The organism is Telluria sp. LT2P34, assembly GCF_059685915.1.
This window is the reverse complement of sequence record NZ_JCASIN010000001.1, coordinates 712,562-735,379: the sequence shown is the minus strand read 5'-3', so window position 1 is coordinate 735,379 and position 22,818 is coordinate 712,562. Positions and strand designations below refer to the sequence as shown.

General features: G+C 64.9%; 26 protein-coding genes and 2 tRNA genes. 18 read left to right on the top strand and 10 right to left on the bottom strand.

Annotated elements, in window-relative coordinates:
* Nucleotides 1-15 precede the first annotated feature (15 nt).
* Nucleotides 16-1,314: a serine--tRNA ligase gene (gene serS / locus AC56KZ_RS03295; protein WP_497160695.1), complete on the top strand. Its 1,299-nt coding sequence runs from the start codon at nt 16-18 to the stop codon at nt 1,312-1,314.
* A 101-nt stretch (nt 1,315-1,415) separates the two neighbouring features.
* Nucleotides 1,416-1,505: transfer RNA gene (locus tag AC56KZ_RS03290), tRNA-Ser, on the top strand.
* A gap of 50 nt (nt 1,506-1,555) precedes the next feature.
* Here the strand turns inward: AC56KZ_RS03290 and AC56KZ_RS03285 are convergent.
* On the bottom strand, nt 1,556-1,996 hold the full coding sequence (locus AC56KZ_RS03285; protein WP_497160694.1) for an acyl-CoA thioesterase: 441 nt from the start codon (nt 1,994-1,996) through the stop codon (nt 1,556-1,558).
* A gap of 94 nt (nt 1,997-2,090) precedes the next feature.
* On the opposite strand from AC56KZ_RS03285, the gene AC56KZ_RS03280 reads away from it, so the two are divergent.
* The 3 genes from AC56KZ_RS03280 (at nt 2,091) to AC56KZ_RS03270 (ending at nt 4,747) form a co-directional block, all read left to right on the top strand.
* A tRNA-Ser gene (locus tag AC56KZ_RS03280) sits at nt 2,091-2,180 on the top strand.
* Between the two features lie 281 nt (nt 2,181-2,461).
* Complete coding sequence (locus AC56KZ_RS03275) at nt 2,462-3,535, top strand: MBL fold metallo-hydrolase (protein ID WP_497160693.1); 1,074 nt, start codon at nt 2,462-2,464, stop codon at nt 3,533-3,535.
* A 3-nt stretch (nt 3,536-3,538) separates the two neighbouring features.
* Nucleotides 3,539-4,747, top strand: coding sequence for an MFS transporter (locus tag AC56KZ_RS03270; RefSeq protein ID WP_497160692.1), 1,209 nt, complete (start codon nt 3,539-3,541; stop codon nt 4,745-4,747).
* Here AC56KZ_RS03270 and AC56KZ_RS03265 read toward each other — a convergent pair.
* Nucleotides 4,744-5,679: a methyltransferase gene (locus tag AC56KZ_RS03265; protein ID WP_497160691.1), complete on the bottom strand. Its 936-nt coding sequence runs from the start codon at nt 5,677-5,679 to the stop codon at nt 4,744-4,746. The genes AC56KZ_RS03270 and AC56KZ_RS03265 overlap by 4 nt on opposite strands.
* Before the next feature lie 180 nt (nt 5,680-5,859).
* Here AC56KZ_RS03265 and AC56KZ_RS03260 point away from each other — a divergent pair, with 180 nt between their 5' ends.
* The 5 genes from AC56KZ_RS03260 to AC56KZ_RS03240 all read left to right on the top strand — a co-directional run bounded on the left by AC56KZ_RS03260 (nt 5,860) and on the right by AC56KZ_RS03240 (nt 10,887).
* Nucleotides 5,860-6,036, top strand: a complete 177-nt coding sequence (locus AC56KZ_RS03260; RefSeq protein ID WP_497160690.1) for a hypothetical protein — start codon at nt 5,860-5,862, stop codon at nt 6,034-6,036.
* A complete protein-coding gene (gene ypfJ, locus AC56KZ_RS03255) occupies nt 6,033-6,920 on the top strand; it encodes a KPN_02809 family neutral zinc metallopeptidase (RefSeq protein WP_497160689.1) in 888 nt (295 codons plus the stop codon). The genes AC56KZ_RS03260 and ypfJ overlap by 4 nt, the downstream gene beginning before the upstream one ends.
* Nucleotides 6,921-7,114: 194 nt before the next feature.
* Nucleotides 7,115-8,299: a zinc-dependent alcohol dehydrogenase gene (locus AC56KZ_RS03250; protein ID WP_497160688.1), complete on the top strand. Its 1,185-nt coding sequence runs from the start codon at nt 7,115-7,117 to the stop codon at nt 8,297-8,299.
* 9 nt (nt 8,300-8,308) lie between these two features.
* A complete protein-coding gene (locus AC56KZ_RS03245) occupies nt 8,309-8,959 on the top strand; it encodes a hypothetical protein (protein ID WP_497160687.1) in 651 nt (216 codons plus the stop codon).
* Between the two features lie 146 nt (nt 8,960-9,105).
* Nucleotides 9,106-10,887, top strand: coding sequence for a M4 family metallopeptidase (locus AC56KZ_RS03240; RefSeq protein WP_497160686.1), 1,782 nt, complete (start codon nt 9,106-9,108; stop codon nt 10,885-10,887).
* A gap of 4 nt (nt 10,888-10,891) precedes the next feature.
* Here AC56KZ_RS03240 and AC56KZ_RS03235 read toward each other — a convergent pair whose 3' ends face one another.
* From AC56KZ_RS03235 to AC56KZ_RS03225, 3 genes are all read right to left on the bottom strand, one after another.
* Entirely contained in the window at nt 10,892-11,608 is a 717-nt protein-coding gene (locus AC56KZ_RS03235; RefSeq protein WP_497160685.1) for a M23 family metallopeptidase, read from the bottom strand.
* A gap of 29 nt (nt 11,609-11,637) precedes the next feature.
* Nucleotides 11,638-12,672 carry a L,D-transpeptidase family protein gene (locus AC56KZ_RS03230; protein ID WP_497160684.1) on the bottom strand — a complete coding sequence of 345 codons (1,035 nt, stop codon included), beginning with the start codon at nt 12,670-12,672 and terminating at the stop codon, nt 11,638-11,640.
* 98 nt (nt 12,673-12,770) lie between these two features.
* A complete protein-coding gene (locus AC56KZ_RS03225; protein ID WP_497160683.1) occupies nt 12,771-13,721 on the bottom strand; it encodes an alpha/beta hydrolase family protein in 951 nt (316 codons plus the stop codon).
* A gap of 131 nt (nt 13,722-13,852) precedes the next feature.
* Between AC56KZ_RS03225 and AC56KZ_RS03220 the strand changes: the two genes are divergently transcribed.
* Both AC56KZ_RS03220 and AC56KZ_RS03215 read left to right on the top strand, forming a co-directional pair.
* A complete protein-coding gene (locus AC56KZ_RS03220) occupies nt 13,853-14,032 on the top strand; it encodes a hypothetical protein (protein WP_497160682.1) in 180 nt (59 codons plus the stop codon).
* Nucleotides 14,033-14,154: 122 nt separating this feature from the next.
* Nucleotides 14,155-14,337 (top strand): hypothetical protein, encoded by a 183-nt coding sequence (locus AC56KZ_RS03215; protein WP_497160681.1) that lies wholly within the window; start codon nt 14,155-14,157, stop codon nt 14,335-14,337.
* Between the two features lie 11 nt (nt 14,338-14,348).
* Here AC56KZ_RS03215 and AC56KZ_RS03210 read toward each other — a convergent pair whose 3' ends face one another.
* Nucleotides 14,349-14,546, bottom strand: coding sequence for a hypothetical protein (locus AC56KZ_RS03210; RefSeq protein ID WP_497160680.1), 198 nt, complete (start codon nt 14,544-14,546; stop codon nt 14,349-14,351).
* Between the two features lie 195 nt (nt 14,547-14,741).
* Here AC56KZ_RS03210 and AC56KZ_RS03205 point away from each other — a divergent pair, with 195 nt between their 5' ends.
* Complete coding sequence (locus tag AC56KZ_RS03205) at nt 14,742-14,879, top strand: hypothetical protein (RefSeq protein WP_497160679.1); 138 nt, start codon at nt 14,742-14,744, stop codon at nt 14,877-14,879.
* A gap of 68 nt (nt 14,880-14,947) precedes the next feature.
* A complete protein-coding gene (locus AC56KZ_RS03200) occupies nt 14,948-15,319 on the top strand; it encodes a hypothetical protein (protein WP_497160678.1) in 372 nt (123 codons plus the stop codon).
* A 3-nt stretch (nt 15,320-15,322) separates the two neighbouring features.
* Here AC56KZ_RS03200 and AC56KZ_RS03195 read toward each other — a convergent pair whose 3' ends face one another.
* From AC56KZ_RS03195 to AC56KZ_RS03185, 3 genes are all read right to left on the bottom strand, one after another.
* Complete coding sequence (locus AC56KZ_RS03195; RefSeq protein ID WP_497160677.1) at nt 15,323-15,484, bottom strand: hypothetical protein; 162 nt, start codon at nt 15,482-15,484, stop codon at nt 15,323-15,325.
* A 130-nt stretch (nt 15,485-15,614) separates the two neighbouring features.
* Entirely contained in the window at nt 15,615-18,476 is a 2,862-nt protein-coding gene (locus AC56KZ_RS03190; protein WP_497160676.1) for a bifunctional diguanylate cyclase/phosphodiesterase, read from the bottom strand.
* Between the two features lie 140 nt (nt 18,477-18,616).
* Nucleotides 18,617-19,396 carry a spermine/spermidine synthase domain-containing protein gene (locus AC56KZ_RS03185; RefSeq protein WP_497160675.1) on the bottom strand — a complete coding sequence of 260 codons (780 nt, stop codon included), beginning with the start codon at nt 19,394-19,396 and terminating at the stop codon, nt 18,617-18,619.
* A gap of 129 nt (nt 19,397-19,525) precedes the next feature.
* On the opposite strand from AC56KZ_RS03185, the gene AC56KZ_RS03180 reads away from it, so the two are divergent.
* The 4 genes from AC56KZ_RS03180 to AC56KZ_RS03165 all read left to right on the top strand — a co-directional run bounded on the left by AC56KZ_RS03180 (nt 19,526) and on the right by AC56KZ_RS03165 (nt 22,379).
* Nucleotides 19,526-19,813: a hypothetical protein gene (locus AC56KZ_RS03180; RefSeq protein ID WP_497160674.1), complete on the top strand. Its 288-nt coding sequence runs from the start codon at nt 19,526-19,528 to the stop codon at nt 19,811-19,813.
* Between the two features lie 4 nt (nt 19,814-19,817).
* Nucleotides 19,818-21,017 carry a GGDEF domain-containing protein gene (locus AC56KZ_RS03175; RefSeq protein ID WP_497160673.1) on the top strand — a complete coding sequence of 400 codons (1,200 nt, stop codon included), beginning with the start codon at nt 19,818-19,820 and terminating at the stop codon, nt 21,015-21,017.
* Between the two features lie 107 nt (nt 21,018-21,124).
* Nucleotides 21,125-21,751, top strand: a complete 627-nt coding sequence (locus tag AC56KZ_RS03170; protein WP_497160672.1) for a hypothetical protein — start codon at nt 21,125-21,127, stop codon at nt 21,749-21,751.
* Nucleotides 21,752-21,764: 13 nt separating this feature from the next.
* Nucleotides 21,765-22,379: a pyridoxamine 5'-phosphate oxidase family protein gene (locus AC56KZ_RS03165; RefSeq protein ID WP_497160671.1), complete on the top strand. Its 615-nt coding sequence runs from the start codon at nt 21,765-21,767 to the stop codon at nt 22,377-22,379.
* Between the two features lie 13 nt (nt 22,380-22,392).
* On the opposite strand, the gene AC56KZ_RS03160 is transcribed toward AC56KZ_RS03165, so the two are convergent.
* Nucleotides 22,393-22,680 carry a hypothetical protein gene (locus tag AC56KZ_RS03160; RefSeq protein WP_192054864.1) on the bottom strand — a complete coding sequence of 96 codons (288 nt, stop codon included), beginning with the start codon at nt 22,678-22,680 and terminating at the stop codon, nt 22,393-22,395.
* Between the last annotated feature and the right edge of the window lie 138 nt (nt 22,681-22,818).

The window sequence follows — 22,818 nt, the reverse complement described above, 5'->3', positions numbered from 1 at the left end:
CTGCCCTGAACCCACATGATAGACATCCAACTTCTCCGCAAAGACATCGACAGCGTCGCCACGCGCCTGGCTGCGCGCAAGTTCCAGCTCGACGTGGCCGGCTTCAACGCCCTCGAAGCCGAGCGCAAGGCGATCCAGACCCGCACCGAAGAGCTTCAGGGCAAGCGCAACAGCCTGTCGAAGCAGATCGGCATGTTGAAAAGCAAGGGTGAGGACACTGCCGGCGTGATGGCGGAAGTGGCGGGCCTGGGCGATGAGCTGAAAAGTAACGAAGCGGCCCTGAGCGACGTGCAGGCAAAGATGGCGCGTTTCCTTGAAACGGTGCCGAACCTGCCGCACGAATCGGTGCCGGCGGGGAACGACGAAACGGGGAACGTTGAAGTGCGCAGGATTGGTGCGCCCCCGAGCTTCGATTTCACCGTGAAAGACCACGTCGACATCGGCGAAAAGCTGGGTCTGGACTTCGACACCGCGACCAAGCTGACGGGCTCGCGCTTTTCGGTCATGAAGGGCGGCATCGCCCGTCTGCATCGCGCGCTGGCCCAGTACATGCTCGACACCCATACGGAAAAGCACGGCTATACCGAGTGCTATACCCCCTACATGGTGAATGCCGATTCGCTGCGCGGGACCGGTCACCTGCCGAAGTTTGAGGCTGACTTGTTCTCGGTGAAAAAGGGCGGCGTCGAGGGGGAAGGCGAGACCTTCTACCTGATCCCGACCTCGGAAGTGTCTTTGACGAACATCGTGCGCGACGAGATCGTGGCGCTCGACGCGTTGCCGATCAAGATGACGGCGCACACGCCATGCTTCCGTTCGGAGGCCGGCAGCTATGGCCGCGACACGCGCGGCATGATCCGCCAACACCAGTTCGACAAGGTCGAAATGGTGCAGGTCGTGCATCCGGAAAAGTCGTACGAGACCCTGGAAGAGATGGTCGGCCACGCCGAGACCATCCTGCAAACCCTGGGCCTGCCTTATCGCGTCATGCTGCTGTGCACCGGCGATATGGGCTTTGGCTCCTCAAAGACCTATGACCTCGAGGTTTGGCTCCCGGCCCAGAATACCTACCGCGAGATCTCGTCGCTGTCGAATTGCGAAGCGTTCCAGGCACGCGGCATGGGCGCCCGCTTCCGCAACGCCCAGAACAAGCCGGAACTGCTGCACACGCTGAACGGTTCGGGCCTGGCCGTGGGCCGCACCCTGGTGGCGGTGCTGGAAAACTTCCAGCAGGCTGACGGCAGCGTCATCGTTCCGGAGGTGCTGCGGCCGTACATGGGTGGTCTCGAGCGACTGACACCCAATGCTGCCTGAGGCAGGGAAGGGCAATTCCGGTTTTTTTACGTTTGCTCTTCCGTTTTCAGTAGAGGCTGGCTATAATGCTGGTCTCTTGCAGCGACCGTGACACCGATTTTGGAGAGGTGGCAGAGTGGTCGAATGTACCTGACTCGAAATCAGGCGTACGTTAAATCGTACCGTGGGTTCGAATCCCACCCTCTCCGCCAGTAAATGAGAAAAGCTTCTTCGGGAGCTTTTTTTATTTCGCCTCTATTCGTCACCGCACACTCCCCGGCAAGACCTGAAAGTCCCCCGTCCGCTCGAGTGCCCGCAAAGGCTCCGCCAGGTTCGCCGGCGGCACGGTCAACTTGCGCGCCGCCAGGTCGAACCAACCCGCGGTCGATGTCACTCTTGCGCACAAGCTGCCTTCTCTGAAGAACTCGTTCCTGAGCATCATCCTGCTCCCATCGTCCGACAGTCCCGCAATGCCGAAGGTGGCCGTGATCGCATCGAGCAGACGGCATTCCCGAAAATACTCGAGCTCGTCGCGCATGACGACTGGCCCCAGTTGCAGCCGCACGAACTCGGACATCGGAAAGCCCTTGTCCGCGAAATACATCATCCGCACGTCGGCGGACTTGTCCAGGTAAGCCGTGTTGCGCATGTGCGCATTGAAATCCATGTCGGCCCAGCCGGCAACCAGCGTTCTCGTATACATGGCATGCCTCGTCAAAGGATGGTTTTTCCTTGCCACAAACTCAAAACCCTCGCTATAATGCGGGCCTCTCGCAACGACCGCGGGCACCGAATCAGGAGAGGTGGCAGAGTGGTCGAATGTACCTGACTCGAAATCAGGCGTACGTTAAATCGTACCGTGGGTTCGAATCCCACCCTCTCCGCCAGTAAATAAAAAATGCTCCCCTTAAGGAGCTTTTTTTATTTGCTGGCGGAGAGGAGCAAGGCCCTGAGGGCCTTGCGTGTGGGATTCGAAGACCCGCCCATACTTGGGCGGGGGCGGCCCGCGGAACGTGGGCGAATCTCACCCTTTTCTGATTTGAGTTTCAAATAGTGGCCCCATGGCAACACCTGCCACCATCCCCTTGCCAACAAGTTTCCCGCAGGACATAGTTACATCCTTTGCCGCGTAAGCTTCTCGCGCCCATCCCTGAAAGCCCGCATCACCATGACCCGCTTCCTCCTCGGCACGCTATCCCTCGTGCTCATCGCCTTCGTCGGCTATTCCGCGCTGGCGTCGGCAAAGACACCGGCGCACCAGTCGCCCCAGTTCAAGGATGGCAAGTTCGCCAACCCGGTACGGATGCATGAACTCGGCTTCGGCGAGATGGCGAAGATCTGGTGGACGTTCATGTTCGACAAGCCGGCCGGCACCCTCCCGACCCAGGCCATTCCCCTGCAGGCCATCACCCGCGCCGCCCTGATAGCGGCGCCCGACAATACGATGTACCGCCTCGGCCACTCGTCGAGCCTGCTCAAATTGAAGGGCGAGTTCTACCTGCTCGATCCGGTGTTTTCGCAACGCGCGTCGCCAGTGCAATGGGCCGGGCCGGAGCGTTTCCATGCCCCGCCGATCAGCCTGGCGGACCTGCCGCCGCTCAAAGCGGTGATCCTGTCGCACGACCATTACGACCATCTCGACCACGCAACCATCCTGGCCCTGGCCGGCAAAACGGCGCATTTCCTGGCCCCGCTCGGCGTCGGCGACCGGCTGCTCGCCTGGGGCGTCGATGCGGCCAAGGTGCGCCAGCTCGACTGGTGGCAGGAGATCGAACTCGACGGCCTGCGCATTGCGCTGACGCCGGCCCAGCATTTCTCCGGACGCGGCCTGGGCGACCGCAATTCGACCCTGTGGGGATCCTGGGTGATCATGACGGGCGATCTGCGCCTGTTCTACAGCGGCGACACCGGCTATTTTGACGGCTTCAAGGCCATCGGCGACAAGTACGGGCCCTTCGATGTCGCCCTGGTCGAGACCGGCGCCTACGACAGGCAGTGGCCCGACGTCCACATGCAGCCGGAACAGACGCTGCAGGCCTTCCGCGACCTGCAGGGCGCCTGGCTGCTGCCGGTCCATAACGGCACCTTCGACCTGGCCCGGCACCGCTGGCAAGACCCGTTCGAGCGCATCACCACGCTCGCCAGGGAGGGCGGGGTGGCGATCACGACGCCGGTCATCGGCGAACCCCTGAACCTGAAACAGCCGCATGCCGGCAGCGCCTGGTGGCGCGCAGTGAAATAAGAAATGAAACTCGAAATTCCTCCTGCACCGGCGGAAATCACCGGCAAGCCCGCAGCCTGGGGCGCCGTCTTCGCCCTGTCGCTTGGCGCCTTTGTGCTGGTCGCTTCCGAATTCATGCCGGTCAGCCTGCTCACGCCGATTGCCACCGATCTGGCCATCAGCGAAGGGCAGGCCGGCCAATCGGTCGGCGTGTCGGGCGCCTTTGCCTTGCTGACCAGCCTGTGCATTCCCCTGCTGGCCGGCCGGCTCGACCGCAAGACCCTGCTGCTCGGGCTGACGCTGCTGATGATCGCGTCGAGCACGCTGGCGGCGTTTGCACCGAACTACAGCCTGTTCATGGCCGGGCGCGCGCTGATCGGCGTGGCGATCGGCGGCTTCTGGTCGATGTCGGCGGCGGTGGCGATGCGCCTGGTGCCGCTGCATAAAGTGCCGCGCGCGCTGGCCATTGTCAACGGCGGCAATGCCCTGGCGACGGTGGTGGCGGCGCCCCTGGGGAGCTTCCTGGGCGCCATCGTCGGCTGGCGCGGCGCCTTCTTTTGCCTGGTGCCGATCGCTGCGATCGCCCTGGCGTGGAAGTTCGTCAGCCTGCCGGCCATGCCCGCCGCCGCTACCGGCGCGTCGAAAAACGTGTTCCGGCTCCTGAAGCGTCCGGGGGTGGCTTACGGGATGGCGGCGACCAGCTTCTTCTTCATGGGCCAGTTCGCGCTGTTTACCTATCTGCGCCCCTTCCTCGAGCGCGTGACACGGGTCGATGTGACGACGCTGTCGCTGCTGTTGCTCGTCCTCGGCCTGGCAGGCTTTGCCGGGACGATCGCCATCGGCCGCTTCCTGAAGGCGGGCCTGTATCGCACCCTGGTGGTGATCCCGGCGCTGATGGCGGCGATTGCGGTGGCGCTGATCTTTTTCGGCGATTCGCTGCCAATCACCGCCGTCCTGCTCGGCATCTGGGGCCTGGTCGGCACCGCCGCGCCGGTCGGCTGGTGGACCTGGCTGGCGCGCACCCTGCCGCGCGATGCGGAAGCCGGCGGCGGCTTGATGGTAGCGGTGGTCCAGCTCGCGATCATGGTAGGCGCGGGCGTCGGCGGCATCGTTTTCGACGCAAGCGGCTACCAGGCCAGCTTCGGCATGGGCGCCGGCCTGCTGCTGGTTTCATCGCTACTGGCGGCGCTCGCGGCGCGGGCTGCCCCGGCCGCACGGCCTGCAGGCGCCTAGCTCTTCAGGGCGCGCAGCCAGACGGCCGCGATCCGGTCGGTTTCCTCGTAACCCTGGCAATCGAGCTGGCCGCCGAAGATGTCCGGGTCCAGTTCTTCATAGGTCCAACTGGCGCAGGCTGCCATCAGTTTCGGGCGGATCGCGTCGAGGAATTCGTCGCGCCCGTCGACAATCGCAATCCCGGTGTAGAGCAACAAGGTCCCGCCCGGATTCAGGCGCGCCAGCGCCGCCTCGACGATGGACAGCGAGATACCGGCCCCGCGCATGTCGCCGCCGTGGCGGTAGCGCAATTGGTCCGGGTCGAGGATATAGGGCGGATTCGACATCACGAGGTCGAAGCCGCCTTCCAGGCCGTCCAGCAGGTCGCTATGGCGCAGTTCCACGTTCGTCAATCCCGCCAGGCGCGCGTTGACCCCGGCCAGCGCCAGGGCGCGGTCGTTGATGTCGGCCGCAACCGACACGACCTCGGGAAAGCGCGCCGCCACTTCGATCGCGCCCGGTCCGCCGCCGGCGCCGATGTCGACTGCCCGCCGCGGCGGCGCCAGGGTCTCCATGGCCCGCTTGGCCGCGGCGATATAGCGGTAGGTGTCCGGGCCGAAGAAGACGGCGTCGTCGTCCTTGGTCGGGAAGGCCGAGTGAAAATACAGGCGCTCGCCGATGGTGGAGGCGCGCACGCTGGCGCACCAGCCGCCATTCTTTTGCTCCAGCACGCCGGCATCGCGCATCAGCGCCAGGATGTCCGGCGGCACGGCGTCGTCGTGAAATGGCCGGCTCCAGCCGAACACCCCGCGCAGGTCGCGCGCCCAGGCATTCTCAAGCCGGCCGTTGACGCGCCGGTGCGTGGCCGGAGTCACGGTAGTGAACTGGTAGCCTGCGCGCTGCAGGGCCTGGCCCAGCACGAGCAGGGCGTCGGTGTCGATGGTGGAGGTCATGCTGCGAGCATGCGGCAAGGCGCCCCGGCTTCTCTGTTCGCTGGCGTACCGAGTTGCAGAGCTGACAGGGTTGTTATGTGAATACCCGAACATACCTCGGCGCAGGGGGAGTCCATACTGACAACAAAGCCAGGGCCGGCACCGATGCCGGCCAGGCGCGAAAACAAGTCAAGGATAATCATGAAGCCATTGCTGCCGGATCAGGAACACCGCCGCGTCGACCGTGAAGTCGAACGCGAACACCACGAGCGCACGCTCAACGATGACGCCAGGACGGGCCTCGCCGCGGACGACGAGTTCCGCATGAAGGACGCGCGCGAAAGCACCAATTCCAGCCACCTGCGGAGGTCGCGATGAAATGGGAAGGTGACCGCGAGAGCAGCAATGTCGAAGACCACCGCGGCGGCGGTGGGGGCGGCGGCAGGGGCGGCTTCGGCATCGGCGGCAAGTCGGTCGGCCTGGGTACGATCGCGATTGCCCTGGTGGCCTCGCTGTTCTTCGGCGTCGACCCCGGTACCGTGATCGGCATGATGGGCGGCGAGGGCGGCCCGGTGCAGACACAGCAGGCGCCGGGCGGGCCGGCGGCAGCTCCCGCCAACGACCCGGAAACGCGCTTCGTGCGCACCGTGCTGGCCTATACGGAAGACGCCTGGACGCCGCTGTTCGCAGCGCAGGGCGCGACTTACCAGCCGCCCAAGCTCAAGCTGTTCGAGGGACGGATCGCAACCGCCTGCGGTACCGGCAGCAGCGCCAGCGGCCCCTTTTATTGCCCGGGCGACAGCGATATCTACATCGACCTGAATTTCTTCCGCATGATGCAGCAGCGTTTCAATGTCGGCGGAGAGTTTGCCCAGGCCTATGTGATCGCCCACGAAGTCGGCCACCACGTGCAGAACCTGATTGGCGTGTCGGAAAAAGTGCAGACCGCCCAGCGTTCGATGTCCGAGAAGCAGGGCAACCTGCTGTCGGTCAAGCTCGAGCTGCAGGCGGATTGCTTTGCCGGCGTCTGGGCTTTCCACACGCAAAAGAAGGAAGCCTTCCTGGAAACCGGCGACATCGAACAGGCGCTGGCCACCGCAACCGCCATTGGCGACGATGCCATCCAGCGCAAATCGCAGGGCAGCGTAGTGCCGGACTCGTTCACCCACGGCAGCTCGGCCCAGCGCGTGCGCTGGTTCAAGCGCGGCATGGAAACCGGCGAAGTCGAGCAGTGCAATACCTTCGAAGCTGCGCAACTCTGACCGACTGAAACATGATGCCACAGGGAAGTTTCGCTTTCCTGTGGCGAACAGTGGCTAAATATACGTAAAAATCGGTTAAAAAACTTGCATCTATTTCCGTGCGCCTATCGTAATTCATAGCGTTTTGACATAAGTTTAATACTTATGCGCCCGCACCGATCAGCGGGCTTGCGAAAACTTTCGAGGAGGAATTTATGCTGGCAATGAATTACCGGGGCCCTTACCGTGTTCGCGCCCAACACAAGTCGGATCCCGTGATCGAGCATCCGGGAGACGCGATCATCCGCGTGACACGCTCGTGCATCTGCGGTTCCGACCTGCACCTGTACCACGGCATGGTCCCCGACACCCGTGTCGGCCATACCTTTGGGCACGAATTCATCGGCATCGTCGAGGAAGTCGGATCGATGGTGACCAAGCTGGAAGTGGGCGACCGCGTGCTGGTGCCGTTCAATATCTTCTGCGGCTCCTGCTTCTTCTGCCAGAAAGAACTCTACGGTAACTGCCACAACGTGAACGCGATGTCGACGGCGGTCGGTGCGATCTACGGTTATTCGCACACGGCCGGCGGCTTCGACGGCGGCCAGGCGGAATATGTGCGCGTGCCGATGGCCGATGTTGGTCCGATCAAGATCCCCGAGGACATCGTCGACGACGACGCCGTGCTCCTGACCGATGCGCTGCCGACCGGCTACCAGGCCGCCGAGATGGGCGACATCAAGGAAGGCGATACGGTCGTCGTGTTCGGCGCTGGCCCGGTCGGCATCTTCGCCGCCAAGTGTGCCTGGCTGTTCGGCGCAGGGCGCGTGATCGTGGTCGACGAAGTCGAATACCGCCTGGAATTCGTCCAGCACTATGCCCAGTGCGAAGTGGTCAACTTCAAGGACGTCAGCGACATGGCGATCCACATCAAGAAAATGACCGACGGGCTCGGGGCCGATGTCTGCATCGACGCCGTCGGCGGCGACGCGGCAGGCAGTGTGGCGCAGACCGTCACCGGCCGCCTCATGAAAATGCAGGCGGGCGCGGCCACTGTGCTGCACTGGTGCATCAACTCGGCGCGCAAGGGCGGCAATATCTCGATCGTCGGCGTGTATGGCCCGACCTTTAATGCCGTCCCGATCGGCAATGCGCTGAACAAGGGCCTGACGATGCGCATGAACCAGGCCAGCGTACGGCGCCACCTTCCGCGCCTGATCGAACACATCCGCGCCGGGCACATCGATCCAAAGGCGATCATCACGCACCGCATCCCGCTGGAAGACGTGGCGGACGCCTACCACATCTTCTCGAGCAAACTCGACAACTGCATCAAACCGATCCTGATCCCGCCACGCGCCCATGAAGTGCGCGCCGTCGCGGCCAGTGTCAAGCCATAAGGAGGGCGCATGGAAAGCACAATTGCCACGACCAAGGACAAGCAGCAAGAGGCGAGCCTCGAGCGCCTGGGGCAGGACCATGCCCATGACCACGAGCACGGTTATCGCCACCCGGTGCAGCCGGAGCTGAAGCAGACCCGCCGCACGCGCGAAGAGCTGACGCACATCAAGGGCTGGGGCGCCGATCTCGACCACAAGAACCGTCCCGCCGTGCCGATGGAGCGCACGCCGCCGCGCTACACGCCGGCCAACATGAACACGCCGCCGGCGCAGGAACAGCACGTCGAGGTGCTGGTCTCCAACGAACGTCCGGGCATCACCCAGCTGCACGGCACGGTGCAGCCGCCGTCCGGCCTGTCGGGCATGCTGCGCCGGGCCGCCTTCAAATACTCCGAAAGCGATATCCGTCACTGGCTGATCCTGCTTGGTGCCGACCGAATCAACGTGGTCGAGGGCGTGGTCGAAGACCTGACCCAGGGCCATGTGCCGAACATCCTGGCCGAGATGGGTATCAAGTCCGAGTGGCAGCACAACAAGTCCGGACTGGTGAAGAAGGTTGCCATTGCCGGTGTGCTGGCCGGCGCCGCCTATTACCTGCTCAAGCGCGGCGGCAACGACGATGATCGGTATGACGACGACCGCTACGACCGCAACTACTGATCCATCAGCCCCTGTGGCCCCGCCGCCGCGTTTCCACGCAGCGGGCGGGGCTTCTTGCGTTTAAGCAAGTACCGTTTTTGAGGCTCGTCCACACTCGATGAAGTCCGTCGCATTTTTGCGGCCGGACCTTTTCGAATGGAGACGAGATGAAACTACGCACTTGCCTGCTGGCGGCGCCGCTCGGCGTCCTGATCGCCAGTTCCTGCATCGACGCGGCCGCCGCGCCGATGATGAGCGCGCCGAAAGCGGCGTCGCCCGAGACCGGCGCGGCATTGGTGTCGACATTGGCGGCGGCGCGTGCCAACTGGGGGCTCGACAACAACCACGGCTTCAGGGTCGCCGTCCAGCATCCCGGCGTACAGGGCACCCAGGTGGTGCGCGCCGCCCACACCTACAAGGGTTTGCGCGTGTTCGGGTCCGAGTCGGTAGTGGTGCTGGACGGCGCCGGCGCCATCGTTTCCGAGGCGGCCTCGAACCGGCGCCTGTCGCTCGGGCAGGGATCCTCGAACCGGCTGGGCGCGGCCACTGCCGACTTCAAGGTCAAGCCGGCATTGCCCGCCAAAGCGGCGATCGAGAAGGCCGTGGCCGCGGCCGGCGCAGGAAGCGGCGCCACCCATATCGTCGCGCCCAGCGCCGAACTCCTGATCTTTCCCGTGATGAAGACCGAGCGCCTGCCCGGCGCGGCCAACAAGCTCGACGCCGAACTCAACGCGCTCGACGTGGAAGAGGTCGTCGACCATTACGAGCTGGCCTGGCTGGTGCGCACGCGCATGCGCCGCGGCGGCATGCCGGTCTATTACGACACGGTCGTCAGCGCCATGGACGGGCGCGTGATCGAGCGCTGGAGCGCCCTGCAGACTGTGGTCGGCGTGGGAAAAAGCCAGTACAACGGCGAGGTGCCGATCAGCACCACCCAGGCGGGCAACAGCTTCCAGATGCTCGACCCGGAGCGCGGCACCGGCGGCGCCTTCGGCGCGATGGCGATCACGAATGCCGACGGCGGCAGCAAAGCCGGCAAGATGTATACCAACACCAGCAACACCTGGGGCGACGGCAAGCAATACATCCCCGGCGGCAGCACCACCGGCGCCAACGGCCAGACTGCCGCCGTGAACGCGATGTGGGGCCTGATGAACACCTACGATACGATGAAGAACGTGCTTGGCTGGCAGTCGCTCGACGGCCAGAACACGGCCACTTACATCGCCGTGCACGTCAACACCGCCTACGACAATGCGTATTACAGCGATACCTGCCGCTGCATGTTCATCGGCGACGGCTCCAGCTTCACCAGCCTGGGATCGATCGACGTGATCGGGCATGAAATGGGCCACGGGGTGACGGCGGCGACCTCGAACCTGGTGTATTCGGGGGAATCGGGCGGGCTCAACGAGTCGAGTTCGGACATCAAGGGCGAAGTCGTCGAGGCCTATGCCCGCGCCGGCGGCAAGGGCGAGCTGATTCCGGCGGGGGGCAACGACTGGATGCTCGGCACCGAAATCAGCCCGCGCGGGGAGCCGCTGCGCTGGATGTATCGTCCAAGCAAGGACGGCAACAGCCCGGACGCCTGGAGCACGGCGCTGAAGCGCCTCGACGTGCACTACAGCAGCGGGCCGAACAACCGGATGTTCTACTTTCTAGCGCAGGGATCGAAGGCGGACAAGGAAGGCGACCATTACAGCAAATACCTGGTCAAATCGCCGCAAGCCATGACTGGAATCGGCCTGGATAAAGCCTTTCGGATCTGGTTCAAGGCAAACACGACCAAATTCACGTCCAGCACGAATTACGCCGACGCGCGCGCCAGAATGATCGAAGCGGCGAAGGAACTCTTCGGCGGCGCCAGCCGCGAGGCGATTGCCGTTGAGCGCGCCTATGCCGCGATCAATGTCGGCGCGGATGTCGATGAGATGACGACCGCGCCGTAGACGATCATTCGCCCAGCAGCGGGTAGGGATTGATCGGCGTGCCTTTCCACCATTGCTTCTCCGGCGTCAAGGCCACGACCGCGAAATGCAGGTGCGGCGCGTTCGGGTCGGAGTTGCCGGTCACGCCGACATAACCGAGCACGTCGCCGCGTTTCAGCACGCTGCCTTCCTTGATGCCATCGGCGTAGCGTTCGAGGTGGGCATAGTAGTAAGCGTACTTCTCGCTCGGGTTGAACTGATACAGGGTCGTGCCGCCAGCCTTGCTGTCGAACAGCTTGGCGACCTTGCCATCGGCGACGGCGCGTACCGGCGTGCCTTTCGGCGCCATGATGTCGAGCGCTTCGTGGTGGCGTTCCTGGCCGCGCGGCTGATCGAAGGTATCGGTCATCTTGCTGTAGGCAATGCCTTCGACCGGTACCAGCAGCTTGGACGGGATCGCACCGCCCGCCGTCAGCTCCGGCACTGCGCCGCTGGCGTTGGCCGGGCGAATCGGCAGCGCGGCGTCGGCCAGGTCGGAAGGAATGCCGCTGTTGTCCGTTGCTGCCCCGACGGGGGGCGCCACCGGTGCGGCGGCCGGCGCCGGAGGCGGTACTGCAAGCGGCGCCGCGGCAGTGGCCTCGGTCACGATCGGGTCCGGCGCGTCATTGATTTCGCGCAGGTAGAGGAACAGGACCGTGGCGCCGACCACGGCGCCGAGCAGGAACGAAACCAGCCATTTCATTGCTTATCTCCTGATAAAAATTGCATTTCTTAGGATTCCAGTACGACCTGGACGCCGGTCTTGACGACACCGGACACTTCAGCCGCGCTCCAGTTGGTCAGGCGGATGCAGCCGTGCGACTCGGTCTTGCCGATCGTCTTCGGCACCGGGGTGCCGTGGATGCCGTAGTGCGGCTTGGACAAATCGATCCACGCCACGCCCACCGGATTGTTCGGGCCAGGCGGAATCTTCGCCTTCTTGTCGCCCGGTTCTGCATCCCAGAACAGCTTCGGGTTGTAATGGTAGGTCGGGTTCGCGCTCACGCCATTGATTTTCCAGGTACCGATCGGCAGTGGATCGTTCGAGCTGCCGGTCGAGGCCGGGTATTGCGCGATCAGGCGATCCGATGCATCGAACAGCATCAGCACCTTGCGGCTGTCGCTGACGACGACCTTGGCCGCCGCTGGCAGCGGCGCGCCGCCGTGCACGCTGGGCACGAGGATCTGCTCGCCGGCGCGTGAAAAATCCTTGCCCGGATTCAGGCGCTGCAGCAGGGCAGGGCTGGCGTGGAATTTTTCGCCCAGGCCTTCCAGCGAGTTGGCATAGCCAAGCTTTTCCAGCTTGGACTTTTCCATCATGTCTTCCGGAACTTCGACGAAGGGACCTGCCACGTCTTCGTCGGCGAGCACGTATTGGACCAGGGTGGCGGTCGTGTCCTGGTTCAATGCATTCCAGGTGGCCTCGTCGAGCTTGCCGCTGGCCGGCAGGTTGCGCGACTTCTGGAAAGCGCTCAGGGCCTGGCGCATATTCGAACCATAGGCGCCATCGATTTCGCCAGGCGAGAAATGCATGCGGTCGAGCAGGACCTGGGCGCGCAGCAGCCGATCGAACTGGGTGCGCTTGGCATTGGCCGGCTCCATGGCCTGGCCGGGCTGTGCCGGCATGCCGGGCGCGGCCGCCGGCGCTGCCATCGGTGCCGGCGCCGCCATCGGTGCAGCTGCCGGGCGCTGCTGGGCGCTCACCGGCGTAAAGGAGAGGGCGCCTGCAAGGGCGGCGAGGAGAGCGGGAGTGATCAGTTTATTCATTTGGCACCTGCAATGCTGACTTAGGGAAACTCCAGCCTAGGCTCGCCGACCTCATCGGTCTGTGCGCAAACGAACCGAGGCACATGCCCCTCTTTCGCTCAGGGCGTCGCCGGCGCAGCGCGCTTTGGGGCTTGCGGCTGCGGCGCCGTCTTCGCCAGCGCGCGTTCGATCGCCGCCAGCACCAGCGGCCAGGAGGCCGAGCTGGCGGCCACCTCGTCGTAATGGCTCGCGCCGGGCAGGATGACCACTTCCGCGCCGTCGCCGGCAGCCCGGGCGCGCGCCGCGTAGTCGTGCGCCACGCGCGGCGGTGAAATCGTGTCGAGTTCGCCAGTTACCAGGATCGTGTGGCTGCCATTGGGCAGCAGCTCGGCGGCATTCGTATCGACATACACGTCCGGCCGCGCGGCGCTCGGCTGTCCGGCAAGCTCCGGCGTATCGCGCCCGCAGCTTGTCTTGATGAGTTCGCGTTCGCGGCGCAGGTCGGCCAGGCCGCCGAGGCTCACGACCGCGCGCACCGGCAGCATGCTCGCGCGGTGCAGGGGGCTGCCGGCCGGAATGCGGCTGCGGCCTGCGATCCACTGCACCAGCTGGCCGCCGGCCGAGTGTCCGACCGCAACCACGCGGTCCAGGTCGAGCCGGCCGTTGCCGCCCCGTGCGGCCAGGGCCTCGAGGGCGGCATGCATGTCCTGGTACATGCCCGGATAACCGCCACCGGCTTCGTCCACACGGCGGTATTCGACGTTCCAGACGGCGATGCCGCGCTCGCGCAGCGCCCCGGCCATGTTGCGCAGCTGGTTGATGCCGCCAAACTTCGCCGTCCAGCAGCCGCCGTGCACCAGCACCGCGACCGGGAAGGGGCCGGCGCCTTCGGGCAAGAACAGCTCGGCGTATTGCGAGGCGGCAGGTCCGTAGGCGATGCGCTCGGCGGGGGCGGGGCCGGTCAGGGCCATGTAATCGGCAAGTTTCATGGGTGCGGAAGTGGCAAGGGCAGGCGACAGGCTGGAGGCCAGGGCGGCGAACAGCAGTGGCAGGACGCGACGAATTTTCATGGGAGGCCAGGAAGACGAAAATTGAACTATACGCAAGTTTAGCCGATGCGCACGATTGAAAACCCTTCCCGTTCTTCCATGCTAGGCTTCACAAAACGTCAATATTTTTAACAACCACGGGAGAAATCACCATGACCGAATCGAACACCAAAGACGCAGAAGGCAAGCCAAGCGGGAATCTGTCGGAAGAAGAACTGGCCAAGCAGCGCGCCGGCGTGCAGGACAAGAGCAGCCACGAGCACATGTCGCGCGAGCGCGCCAAGGACCACGAAGGTGCCGGCGGCGGCGCCAAGCAGAAGCAGAACCACTAAGCAGTCGCCAGGAGTACTCCCTGCCCGAGGCCTTGCGGCGGCGGGTGCGGATGTTCTTCCATTGGGCGGTGCAGTCCTCCCGGCTGTGCCGCCTTTCCATTTCAGACTTTGGAGAATGATTGATGATGGATATGATCGATCCGCAGGCGGGCGAGCGCAGGAGCGTGTTGCACGTCCATTCGACGCCGGAGCCGGACACTATTCCTACTCCGCCCACCGTTCCGGTCCCCGACGACGTGCCCGATCCCGCCCATGCGCCGGTCGAAGAACCGACCCTGCCGGTGCCGCCGATCCGGGCAAGCTAAGCTTGCGCTGACTATTGCCCTTTCGGCTGGGCTTCGTCGCCGCGCTTGCTGTTGTCGCGCTCGCTACCAGGCTGGAGCGGCGGGATCTCCTTGATCATCTCTTCGGTTTCGCGCTGGGCCGGCGTCTTTTCGCCGCTGCCGATATCGCCTTCGTCCATCATGGGGCGGCCTGATGCGGCAGGGTCGTGCGGGTGTTTCGAGGGGGTCATGGTGCACTCCGGGGGCTGGTCAATGTTGGAACAATCCTAACAGCCGCCTTTTGCCGCCGGCGCGCAGTACGCCAGTGTTGTTTTGTTGCCGTATTACACACAAAGTTACAATAATGTTCGGTGTCGAACATTCTTTTCTTATGGTTTTTTTATACTATCTGTTCATGGTCTTGTTAAACGATGACGGAGAAACAGATGGGCACTTCGCTGCATAACAAAATTTACCTGGGCCGGAGCACCGGCTTTGCTTCGCGCCGCTTCCAGGGCGTGCTTGCCGTCAGCGGCATCGTGGTGGCCGGACTGGTCTGGATTGCCCTGCGCACCCTGCGCTAAGCGGTTTAGGTTGCCGCTAGGCCTTGCGCCGGTTACCATGACCGCCGCAAACGAACCAGAAAGCGGCAATGAAGAACGAAAAACTGACGACAGACGAATATAACGCGCTTGAATTCATCCGGCGTGGTGCGCGTACCGACCGGGTCAATGCCTGCGTGGGACGCAATGCAAAACGCCTGTCGGGCCTGAAAATGATTTCCTATGCCCGTGACGGGCGGGTCGACCTGACGGAAAAAGGCCAGCAGGTGCTGTTCCTGCGTGCCTGCATCGAAGCGCTCACGGCGCTCGAGGCGGACCCGGCGGCAAACGTGGCGGGCGACGTCGCCCAGTTCCTGATCCGCAAGTCGCATATCGCGCAGCGCGAGGACGGCAGCTTCGAAGTCACTGCCAGGGGCCTGGAGTCGCTGGCCGACATCCGCGCCCAGGAGCAGCTGAAGTAGAGATCAGTAACGCCGGCGGCGCTGCGGATACACCAGCGTGCGCACGGCGATTTCGGCCGGAACATTCATCGCCGCCAGGAACTCCGCGGCGCGCTGCAGGCCCAGCGTCGGGACCGAAGCCACCGCCTGGTTGACCAGGTCGCGGGTACGCAGGTCGGTCCGCATGACACGTGCCTGAGCCGACTGCATTGGGCGTACTTGAACTTCTTCCATCATCGGTTCCTGAAATTGCAATAGAGACACGACTATTGTAGAGCAAGGATGTCGAAATTACTATATGTCAATGAAGGCTGCCTCAGGCGCCTGCCGCCTCGGGTTCGAGCGGCGCCTCCGGGCTCTCTTCGAGGTGCAAGCAGCGGCCTTCGCGCAGCAATTGTTCGAAGGCGTCGCCTGCCACCGGCGGGCTGAAATAATAGCCCTGCATCTCGTCGCAGCCATGGCGCCGCAGGTAGTCGAGTTGTTCCGCCGTCTCCACGCCTTCCGCAATCACCGCCAGCTTCAGGTTGTGCGCCAGCGCGATGATCGAGGTGACGATGGCTTCGTCGTTGGCGTCGCGCGTGATGTCGGCGACAAAACTGCGGTCGATCTTCAGCACGTCGATCGGGAAGCGCGACAGGTAGGACAGGCTTGAATAGCCGGTGCCGAAGTCGTCGATCGACAGGTTCACGCCCAGCGCCTTCATGCGGTGCAGCAGGTCGACGGCGGGCGTGATGTCGCTCATGAACAAGCTCTCGGTAAGCTCGATCTCGAGGTATTTCGGCTCCATCCCGGTATCCTTCAGCACCGCTTCCAGGCCGGCCAGCAGGTCGGGTGCGCCGAACTGGCGCGCCGACAGGTTGACCGCCACCCGCAGCTTGTCGAAACCGGCGTCCTGCCAGGCCTTGTTCTGGGCGCAGGCCGTGCGCATCACCCAGGCGCCGATCGGCACGATCAGGCCGGTTTCTTCGGCGATGCTGATGAAGCGGCCAGGCGGCACCATGCCCAGTTCCGGATGCTGCCAGCGCAGCAGCGCCTCCATGCCGACGATCTTGCCGGTCTTGATGTCGAGTTGCGGCTGGTAATACAGCACGAATTCGTCGCGCTCGAGGGCATTCCTCAGGGCGCCTTCGATGCGCACCCGCTCCAGCGATTCCTCGTTCATCGCCGGCGTGTAGAACTGGAAGTTGTTGCGGCCCAGTTTTTTCGCGCGGTACATGGCGATGTCGGCGTGCTCGATCAGGACGTCGGCGTCGGTCGCTTCGCTTGGGTACACCGCAACGCCGATGCTGCAGGTAACGAAAAATTCCTTGGTGCCGAGCATGACCGGCTGGGCCACGGCGGCCATCACGCGCGCGACGATTTCCGGCGTGAGTTTTTGCTCGCCGTGCTCCGACACGATCACGACGAATTCGTCGCCCGACAGGCGCGCCACCGTGTCGAGGTCGCGCAGGGCAGTGCGCAGGCGCGCCGCCACCGTCATCAGGAGCACGTCGCCGGCCTTGTGGCCCATGCTGTCGTTGACGAACTTGAAGCGGTCGAGGTCGATCAGCATGACCCATACCGGATTGCCGCTGCGGTTGGCATAGGCGACGGCCTGGCCGAGGCGGTCCTGCAGCAGCGAACGGTTCGGCAGGCCGGTCAGCACGTCGTGCTGGGCCACGTGGTGCACGCGCTGCTCGGTCAGTTTGCGTTCGGTGATGTCGCTGCCGGTACCGCGGTAGCCGGTGAAGTCGCCGCGCTCGTCGAACACGGGCTGGCCGTTGACGCAGAACCAGCGGGTCTGGCCATGGTCGTCGACGATCTGGTATTCGAAGTCGTTGAAGGGCAGGTAGTCCTTGACGCGGGCGATGTGCTGGCGTCCTTCCTCGCTGGTCCCGAGCGACTCGACGTATTCCCAGCGTGTCTTGCCAAGCACGTGCTCGACCAGCACGCCGGCCTTTTCGGAGAAGCCGCCGGTGACCATCGTGAAGCGCAGCTGGGCGTCCTGCTCCCAGTACCAGTCCGAGGACATCGACACCAGCTGGCGGAAGCGCTGTTCGCTCTGTTGCAAGGCTTTTTCGGTGCGCTCGCGCGCCACCATGTCGTCGACCAGGCGCCGGTTGGTGCGCTTCAGGTCTGCGGTGCGGGTGCGCACCAGCTGCTGCACACGGCGCGTGCGTTCACCCGAGGTCTGCACCCAGGCCGCCGTCAGCAGGCTGACCAGGATGCCGCCGGCAAGGATGGCCAGCGAGGCCAGGTGGTCGGCCGCGAACGGGCGCGGGGTGGCAGCCACTTCCACCAGCCAGGGGCGGCCGGCCACGTCCAGGGTGCGCGTCATGCGGCTGGCGTGCTGCGGGGCGATCCAGTGCGCGAGCGGGTCGTCCGCGGGCGTGGCGCCCTTGCCCCTGGTCGTGAAGACCAGGTCGGCCGGCAGGGCGCGCGCGCCCGCATACACCGACATCGCGACCCGCTCGTCGCCCAGCAGGCCGGCGCCGGCCAGGGATTTCTGCACCAGCTCGCGTGCGCGCACGACCAGCGCCGTGTCCCCGACCAGCTTGCCTTCGCGGTCGTACACCGGCAGCAGGATCTGGAAGCTCGGCTGCGGCTGCGGATCCTGCACCAGCGGGAACAGCGGGGTGGCCGCGGCGCGCCCTTCCACCTGGGCCCGCGCCAGCGCGTCCATCACCTGCTTGCGCGTGCCCGAGTCGAAGCCGAAAGCGGCTTCGTTGCCGGCCATCGGTTCCAGGTAGTGCACGATGGTGTAAGTGGCGCGCCGCGCGGCCGCTACCTTGCCTCCGTTGCCCTTCCCGTCCTCGCGGATGACGGTGCCGGGCAGCACGGCCTGCAGCTCGGCCTCCACCGCCGCGCGATCGGATTCGGCCACGATCCGGTGGTAGTTGAAGGCCTTGATGAACGGATGGCGCTGCAGCAGCGGCGCCGTGAAATCGTGGAACTGGGCGCGCGTGACCGGCGTGCCGAGGGCGAACAGGCGGTTCGTTACCGTGATCACTTCGACCGCGTCGTGCAGGCCCTGGCGTACCGACGCCACGCGCTGGTCGGCGCGCTGGGCGAAGGACAGGGCGAGGTTATCGTATTCAAGGTGGCTCACTCCCAGGAACAGCGCGACCGACGCGGCCAGGCCGGCGCCGAAAGTCAGGGCAGCTGCGCGGGTGGGAGAAAACGGTAGGCGACGCAACATGATTCGTCCTGGCTGATAGCCAACAAATTCGCCGACAGATTGCCTGTAAGCATCAAACGAGGGAGTTTGTCATATCTTCCACCCTTTTCGCAAACTATTGTCGTGTCGTCGCAGTTGTGTGGACACGACTGTCGCTGCAATCAGACACGGCGTCTTGTCAACCAGGCCAGCAGGGCGTACACGAGCAGGCGGTTGAGGAAGGCAAAACGCAGGCCGCGGTAGCGCATCAGGACGTCGCGCAGCCGCGCCGCGGCGCCGACGGCAGCCGCCTGCCCCTGGGGCGCTGCCTTGACAGCGAACAGCAGGTGGTTGTTGCCGGCGATTCCGTGCAAGTCGCAGACGCGCCCGCCAAAGGCCGCGCGCACCCGCGCTTCGAGCGTGTCGCGCAGCGGATCGTAGGCCAGCAGGTTCGCCACCAGCACGCCGTTTGCGCGCAGGGCGCGCCGGCAGTCGCCATAGAAGCCGGCGCTGCCGAGTGCCTCGGGCATGCCGCCGGCGTCGAAGCCGTCGACCAGGATCACGTCGACGCTGCCCGGGGCGCCGCGGATGTAGTCGGCGGCGTCGGTGTGGACGATGCGCAGGCGCGCGTCGTCCGGCGGCACGCAGAACTGTTGGCGCAGGGCGATCACCTCGGCGCTGATCTCGAGCACCGTGATGCGCGCCCGGGGGAAGTGGCGGTAGCAGAACTTGGCCAGCGAGCCGCCGCCCAGGCCGACCATCAGGATATGGCGCGGGTTCGGCACGAACAGGGCGAAGCACATCATCGCACGTGCATACTCGAGCACCAGCGCGTCGGGGCTGGATAACAGCATTTCGCTCTGGATATCGCCATCCCGGAATTCCAGCGTGCGCCGGTCGCCGCTGGTGCGTACCAGCAGCGCGGGAGGGGAGGGTTCGGGCGGCTCGGAGCGGGGTGGCATGGCGCCAGTATAGCGATGAGCGGCGCGCCGTGTGATCAGCCCTGGCCGAGCTCTTGCGGAGCGCCTTCAACCTTGTCCACAGGCATGAAACTCTGCTAAGCTGGCCCTTGCCGCCTCACGGAGTTCTCCATGTTCCCCGATCACCCATCGATCACCGCCACCGACAGCCAGAGCGAGCCCGAGCGCATCGAGCGGCTCAACCGCGCCTACGGTTACGCATTGGCCCTGGCCGATGGCGCCGGCGGCGATTCGGACAGCGGGCAATTCATCGACAAACTCAGCCAGCTGCACGATCACAAGGGAACCCTGATCGTGTTCTGGAACGAGGCGCCGGACGAAGCCGAACGCGCCATTTTCGCGCGCGCCTGGGCCAGCCATGCCGGCGCCGGCACCGCCTGCGTCGAGCACGAGGTCTGAAGCGATGATGACGATGGATCCGGCCACGATGGTACTGGTGCTCGCCCTGGGCAACATGGTCCTGTGCAGCGTGTTGTTTTTCTCCGAAGCGTCTTCGAGTCCGCTCGCCCACGCCAACCCCGCCGCCGCCACCTGGGGCCTGTCGAAACAGGTGCAGGCCGCGGCCTGGATCCTGCTGGGCCTGGGCGGCGCGCAAGTGGTGCCCGAGCCGCTGGCGCTGCCCGCCGGCTGGGCGCTCCTGATCGGCGGCGTCGCCCTCGAGACCGGCGCCTTCTGGGAAGCCTCCGGCAGCAGCAACGGCGCGCGCTGGCGGCGGGCGATGGTGCCGCTCGCGCTCGTCGCCGTGTTTGCCTTCCTCGTCTCGTACTGGATCGACCCGCTCGGCCTGCGCACGCTGGCCGCCGCCTTGCTGCTGGGCGCCTTCTACCTGTTCGGGGCCGTGGCGCTGGCACGCGGCTGGCGCGAGGCGAGCATGCTGCAGCGTGTCCTGGCCGTGGCGATTGCCCTGCTGGCGTTGGTGGTGGCCGCACGCGCCATCCTGGTGCTGGTCATGCCCGGCGGCTGGCGCTGGCTCTCGCACGACCTGCTGCGCCAGTTCTCGACCGCCGCGTATTACCTGCTGATGCTGGTATCCGGCTTCGGCTGGCTGCTGCTGGCGCGCGAACGGCTGCAGCGCGACGTCAAGCGCCTGGAAGTGATCGACCTGGTCACCGAGACCGCGAACCGGCGCGGCTTCTACAGCGCCCTGGCGCCATGGATGTCGCTGGCGCGCCGGCCGGGTTCGCCGACCTCGATCATCGTGCTCGACCTGGACAGCTTCACGCGCGTGAACGACGGTTACGGCCACGCCGCCGGGGACGTGGTGCTGCGTCACGTCGCCGACCTGTGCCGCCGCCAGCTGCGCGACAGCGACCTGCTCGGGCGCCTGGTCGGCGGCGAATTCGCGCTGCTGCTGCCGCGTACCGGCGGCGAAGAGGCGATGCTGGTAGCCGAACGCATGCGCTCCGCGATCGAACGCACGCCGGTCAAGACCGAGCGCGCGCTGATTTCGATGACGGCCAGCTTCGGCGTGACGACGATCCGCCCCGACGACAGCAACCTGACCCTGTTCCAGCGCGTCGCCGGCGCGCTGCGCGCCGCGAAAGAGGGCGGGCGCAATGCCGTGCAGCTGGCCCCGCGCCCGGTCGCGCCCGGGATCGACTGAGCCGGATAAACAGGCGCGCGTCCTGTCGGGACGCCCTAACGGGACGCCCTATCCGGAACGCGCGTGATCGACTATATTGTTTATCTTGTTAAGCAGCGGAATAGTCAATGACCAGAAAATCGGCGCCTGGAGCGGCAAAGCGCGCACCGAAATCAGCATCTTCCCCGGCAGTAGCACCCGCGCGCGCGGTCGCTGCGAAAGTGCCGGCGAAGTCCGCAGCAAAGCCCGTCGCCAAGCCTGTCGCCAAGCGCGCCGCGGCGCCCGTGAAGCCGGCGGCCAAAGCGGCAGTTCAACCTGCGCGCAAAGCTGCGGCCAAGTCGGCGGCCAAGCCGGCCGTCAAACCGCCTGCAAAGAATGCCGCAAAGCGTGCTGCATCGGTCAAGCAGGCCGTGCCCAAGAGCGCCGCGAGCAGCACGCCGCGCGCCGGCGCCACCAAGCCCGCCACCGCATTGAAGAACGCCGCCAGGGCGATGGTCAAGTCGGCCAGGGCCGCGGCGCCAGCCGGCACGGCGGCGCGTCCGGCGCTGGTGCGCGACAGCTTCACCATGCCCGAGGGGGAATACGCGGTGCTGGCGGCGGTGAAACAGGCCTGCCTGAAAGCCGGCGTCGAGGTCAAGAAAAGCGAATTGCTGCGCATTGGCGTCGCGCTCGTCGGCCGCCTCGACATGACGACCCTGCGCCAGGTGCTCGATAGCCTGCCGCAGCTGAAAACAGGTCGTCCGCCCGCGGGTTGAGAGCGAGGCCGCCATGTCCGACCATCTCATCACCACGCTCGCTTCGCTCGAGGCCCTGTTCGGTCCCGTGGCGCCGCCGTCCATCGCCAAGGAGACCGGCTTCCTGCATCCTCTGTATGCGCGCTGGATCGAGAATGCGCGCTTCGGCCTGCTGGCGACCAGCGGTCCGAACGGGGTCGATGTATCGCCGCGTGGAGATGCCGGACCGCTGGTGCGTATCCTCGATGAGCAGACCTTGCTGCTGCCCGAGCGGCGCGGGAATAACCGGATAGACAGCCTGCGCAACCTGATCGCAAATCCGCAGATGAGCCTGCTGTTCATGATCCCGGGCGTGGGCGAAACCCTGCGCGTGCGGGGGCGTGCGGAGATATGCGTCGCCCCTGAATTGCTGGCATCGTTCGCTGTCGATGGGAAGACGCCGGTATGCGTGCTGCGCATAGCGGTCGACAAGGTCTTTTTTCAATGTGCGCGGTCGATCCTGCGTTCCCGCCTCTGGCATCCGCAAGAGCACGATAGCTCGGGCGTACCGACGCCCGGAACGATGCTGGCCGCACTCACGCAAGGCGGCATCGACCGCGAGACCTACGATCGCGCGCTCCCGCAGCGCCAGCGCGACTCCCTGTACTGACACCGGTCGCGCCCTAGTGCAGCGCCGCGCTCGTGAGCTCCTTGAGTTCGCGTATCGGGATGTTCGATTTCTCGTGCATGCGCAGCAGGATCGTGGCGCCGACGTTGAGCTTGCGGTGGCGGATCTTGCTGATGATCGGCGGCTGCACCTCGAGCACGCGGCATAGCTCGGCGTCGTTCTTGAGGTGGAGTTTTTCAATCAAGGTGTCGAGCAGTTTGTTCGGCACAAAGCTCGATGGTTCGAGGGCGCGCGCACGGTGCATCGCGGCCAGCATTTCCTGTTTTTTTTGGCGTACGTTCATGTACTCCTCCAAATTACACACTTTGGTTTGAGGGACAGGACCGTTCTGGATACGCCCGGGATTTTGTTAGCTTAACTGTGCGGGTCGTTGTGATATTACTACGACTCTGCTGGCCGCGCCGCACTATTCACTGTAACT

What these genes read in the sequence shown, in the direction of transcription:
- serS (WP_497160695.1), top strand. Translation starts at nt 16, where the DNA reads ATGATAGACATCCAACTTCTCCGCAAAGACATCGACAGCGTCGCCACG.
- AC56KZ_RS03285 (WP_497160694.1), bottom strand. Translation starts at nt 1,996, where the DNA reads ATGTATACGAGAACGCTGGTTGCCGGCTGGGCCGACATGGATTTCAAT.
- AC56KZ_RS03275 (WP_497160693.1), top strand. Translation starts at nt 2,462, where the DNA reads ATGACCCGCTTCCTCCTCGGCACGCTATCCCTCGTGCTCATCGCCTTC.
- AC56KZ_RS03270 (WP_497160692.1), top strand. Translation starts at nt 3,539, where the DNA reads ATGAAACTCGAAATTCCTCCTGCACCGGCGGAAATCACCGGCAAGCCC.
- AC56KZ_RS03265 (WP_497160691.1), bottom strand. Translation starts at nt 5,679, where the DNA reads ATGACCTCCACCATCGACACCGACGCCCTGCTCGTGCTGGGCCAGGCC.
- AC56KZ_RS03260 (WP_497160690.1), top strand. Translation starts at nt 5,860, where the DNA reads ATGAAGCCATTGCTGCCGGATCAGGAACACCGCCGCGTCGACCGTGAA.
- ypfJ (WP_497160689.1), top strand. Translation starts at nt 6,033, where the DNA reads ATGAAATGGGAAGGTGACCGCGAGAGCAGCAATGTCGAAGACCACCGC.
- AC56KZ_RS03250 (WP_497160688.1), top strand. Translation starts at nt 7,115, where the DNA reads ATGCTGGCAATGAATTACCGGGGCCCTTACCGTGTTCGCGCCCAACAC.
- AC56KZ_RS03245 (WP_497160687.1), top strand. Translation starts at nt 8,309, where the DNA reads ATGGAAAGCACAATTGCCACGACCAAGGACAAGCAGCAAGAGGCGAGC.
- AC56KZ_RS03240 (WP_497160686.1), top strand. Translation starts at nt 9,106, where the DNA reads ATGAAACTACGCACTTGCCTGCTGGCGGCGCCGCTCGGCGTCCTGATC.
- AC56KZ_RS03235 (WP_497160685.1), bottom strand. Translation starts at nt 11,608, where the DNA reads ATGAAATGGCTGGTTTCGTTCCTGCTCGGCGCCGTGGTCGGCGCCACG.
- AC56KZ_RS03230 (WP_497160684.1), bottom strand. Translation starts at nt 12,672, where the DNA reads ATGAATAAACTGATCACTCCCGCTCTCCTCGCCGCCCTTGCAGGCGCC.
- AC56KZ_RS03225 (WP_497160683.1), bottom strand. Translation starts at nt 13,721, where the DNA reads ATGAAAATTCGTCGCGTCCTGCCACTGCTGTTCGCCGCCCTGGCCTCC.
- AC56KZ_RS03220 (WP_497160682.1), top strand. Translation starts at nt 13,853, where the DNA reads ATGACCGAATCGAACACCAAAGACGCAGAAGGCAAGCCAAGCGGGAAT.
- AC56KZ_RS03215 (WP_497160681.1), top strand. Translation starts at nt 14,155, where the DNA reads ATGATGGATATGATCGATCCGCAGGCGGGCGAGCGCAGGAGCGTGTTG.
- AC56KZ_RS03210 (WP_497160680.1), bottom strand. Translation starts at nt 14,546, where the DNA reads ATGACCCCCTCGAAACACCCGCACGACCCTGCCGCATCAGGCCGCCCC.
- AC56KZ_RS03205 (WP_497160679.1), top strand. Translation starts at nt 14,742, where the DNA reads ATGGGCACTTCGCTGCATAACAAAATTTACCTGGGCCGGAGCACCGGC.
- AC56KZ_RS03200 (WP_497160678.1), top strand. Translation starts at nt 14,948, where the DNA reads ATGAAGAACGAAAAACTGACGACAGACGAATATAACGCGCTTGAATTC.
- AC56KZ_RS03195 (WP_497160677.1), bottom strand. Translation starts at nt 15,484, where the DNA reads ATGCGGACCGACCTGCGTACCCGCGACCTGGTCAACCAGGCGGTGGCT.
- AC56KZ_RS03190 (WP_497160676.1), bottom strand. Translation starts at nt 18,476, where the DNA reads ATGTTGCGTCGCCTACCGTTTTCTCCCACCCGCGCAGCTGCCCTGACT.
- AC56KZ_RS03185 (WP_497160675.1), bottom strand. Translation starts at nt 19,396, where the DNA reads ATGCCACCCCGCTCCGAGCCGCCCGAACCCTCCCCTCCCGCGCTGCTG.
- AC56KZ_RS03180 (WP_497160674.1), top strand. Translation starts at nt 19,526, where the DNA reads ATGTTCCCCGATCACCCATCGATCACCGCCACCGACAGCCAGAGCGAG.
- AC56KZ_RS03175 (WP_497160673.1), top strand. Translation starts at nt 19,818, where the DNA reads ATGATGACGATGGATCCGGCCACGATGGTACTGGTGCTCGCCCTGGGC.
- AC56KZ_RS03170 (WP_497160672.1), top strand. Translation starts at nt 21,125, where the DNA reads ATGACCAGAAAATCGGCGCCTGGAGCGGCAAAGCGCGCACCGAAATCA.
- AC56KZ_RS03165 (WP_497160671.1), top strand. Translation starts at nt 21,765, where the DNA reads ATGTCCGACCATCTCATCACCACGCTCGCTTCGCTCGAGGCCCTGTTC.
- AC56KZ_RS03160 (WP_192054864.1), bottom strand. Translation starts at nt 22,680, where the DNA reads ATGAACGTACGCCAAAAAAAACAGGAAATGCTGGCCGCGATGCACCGT.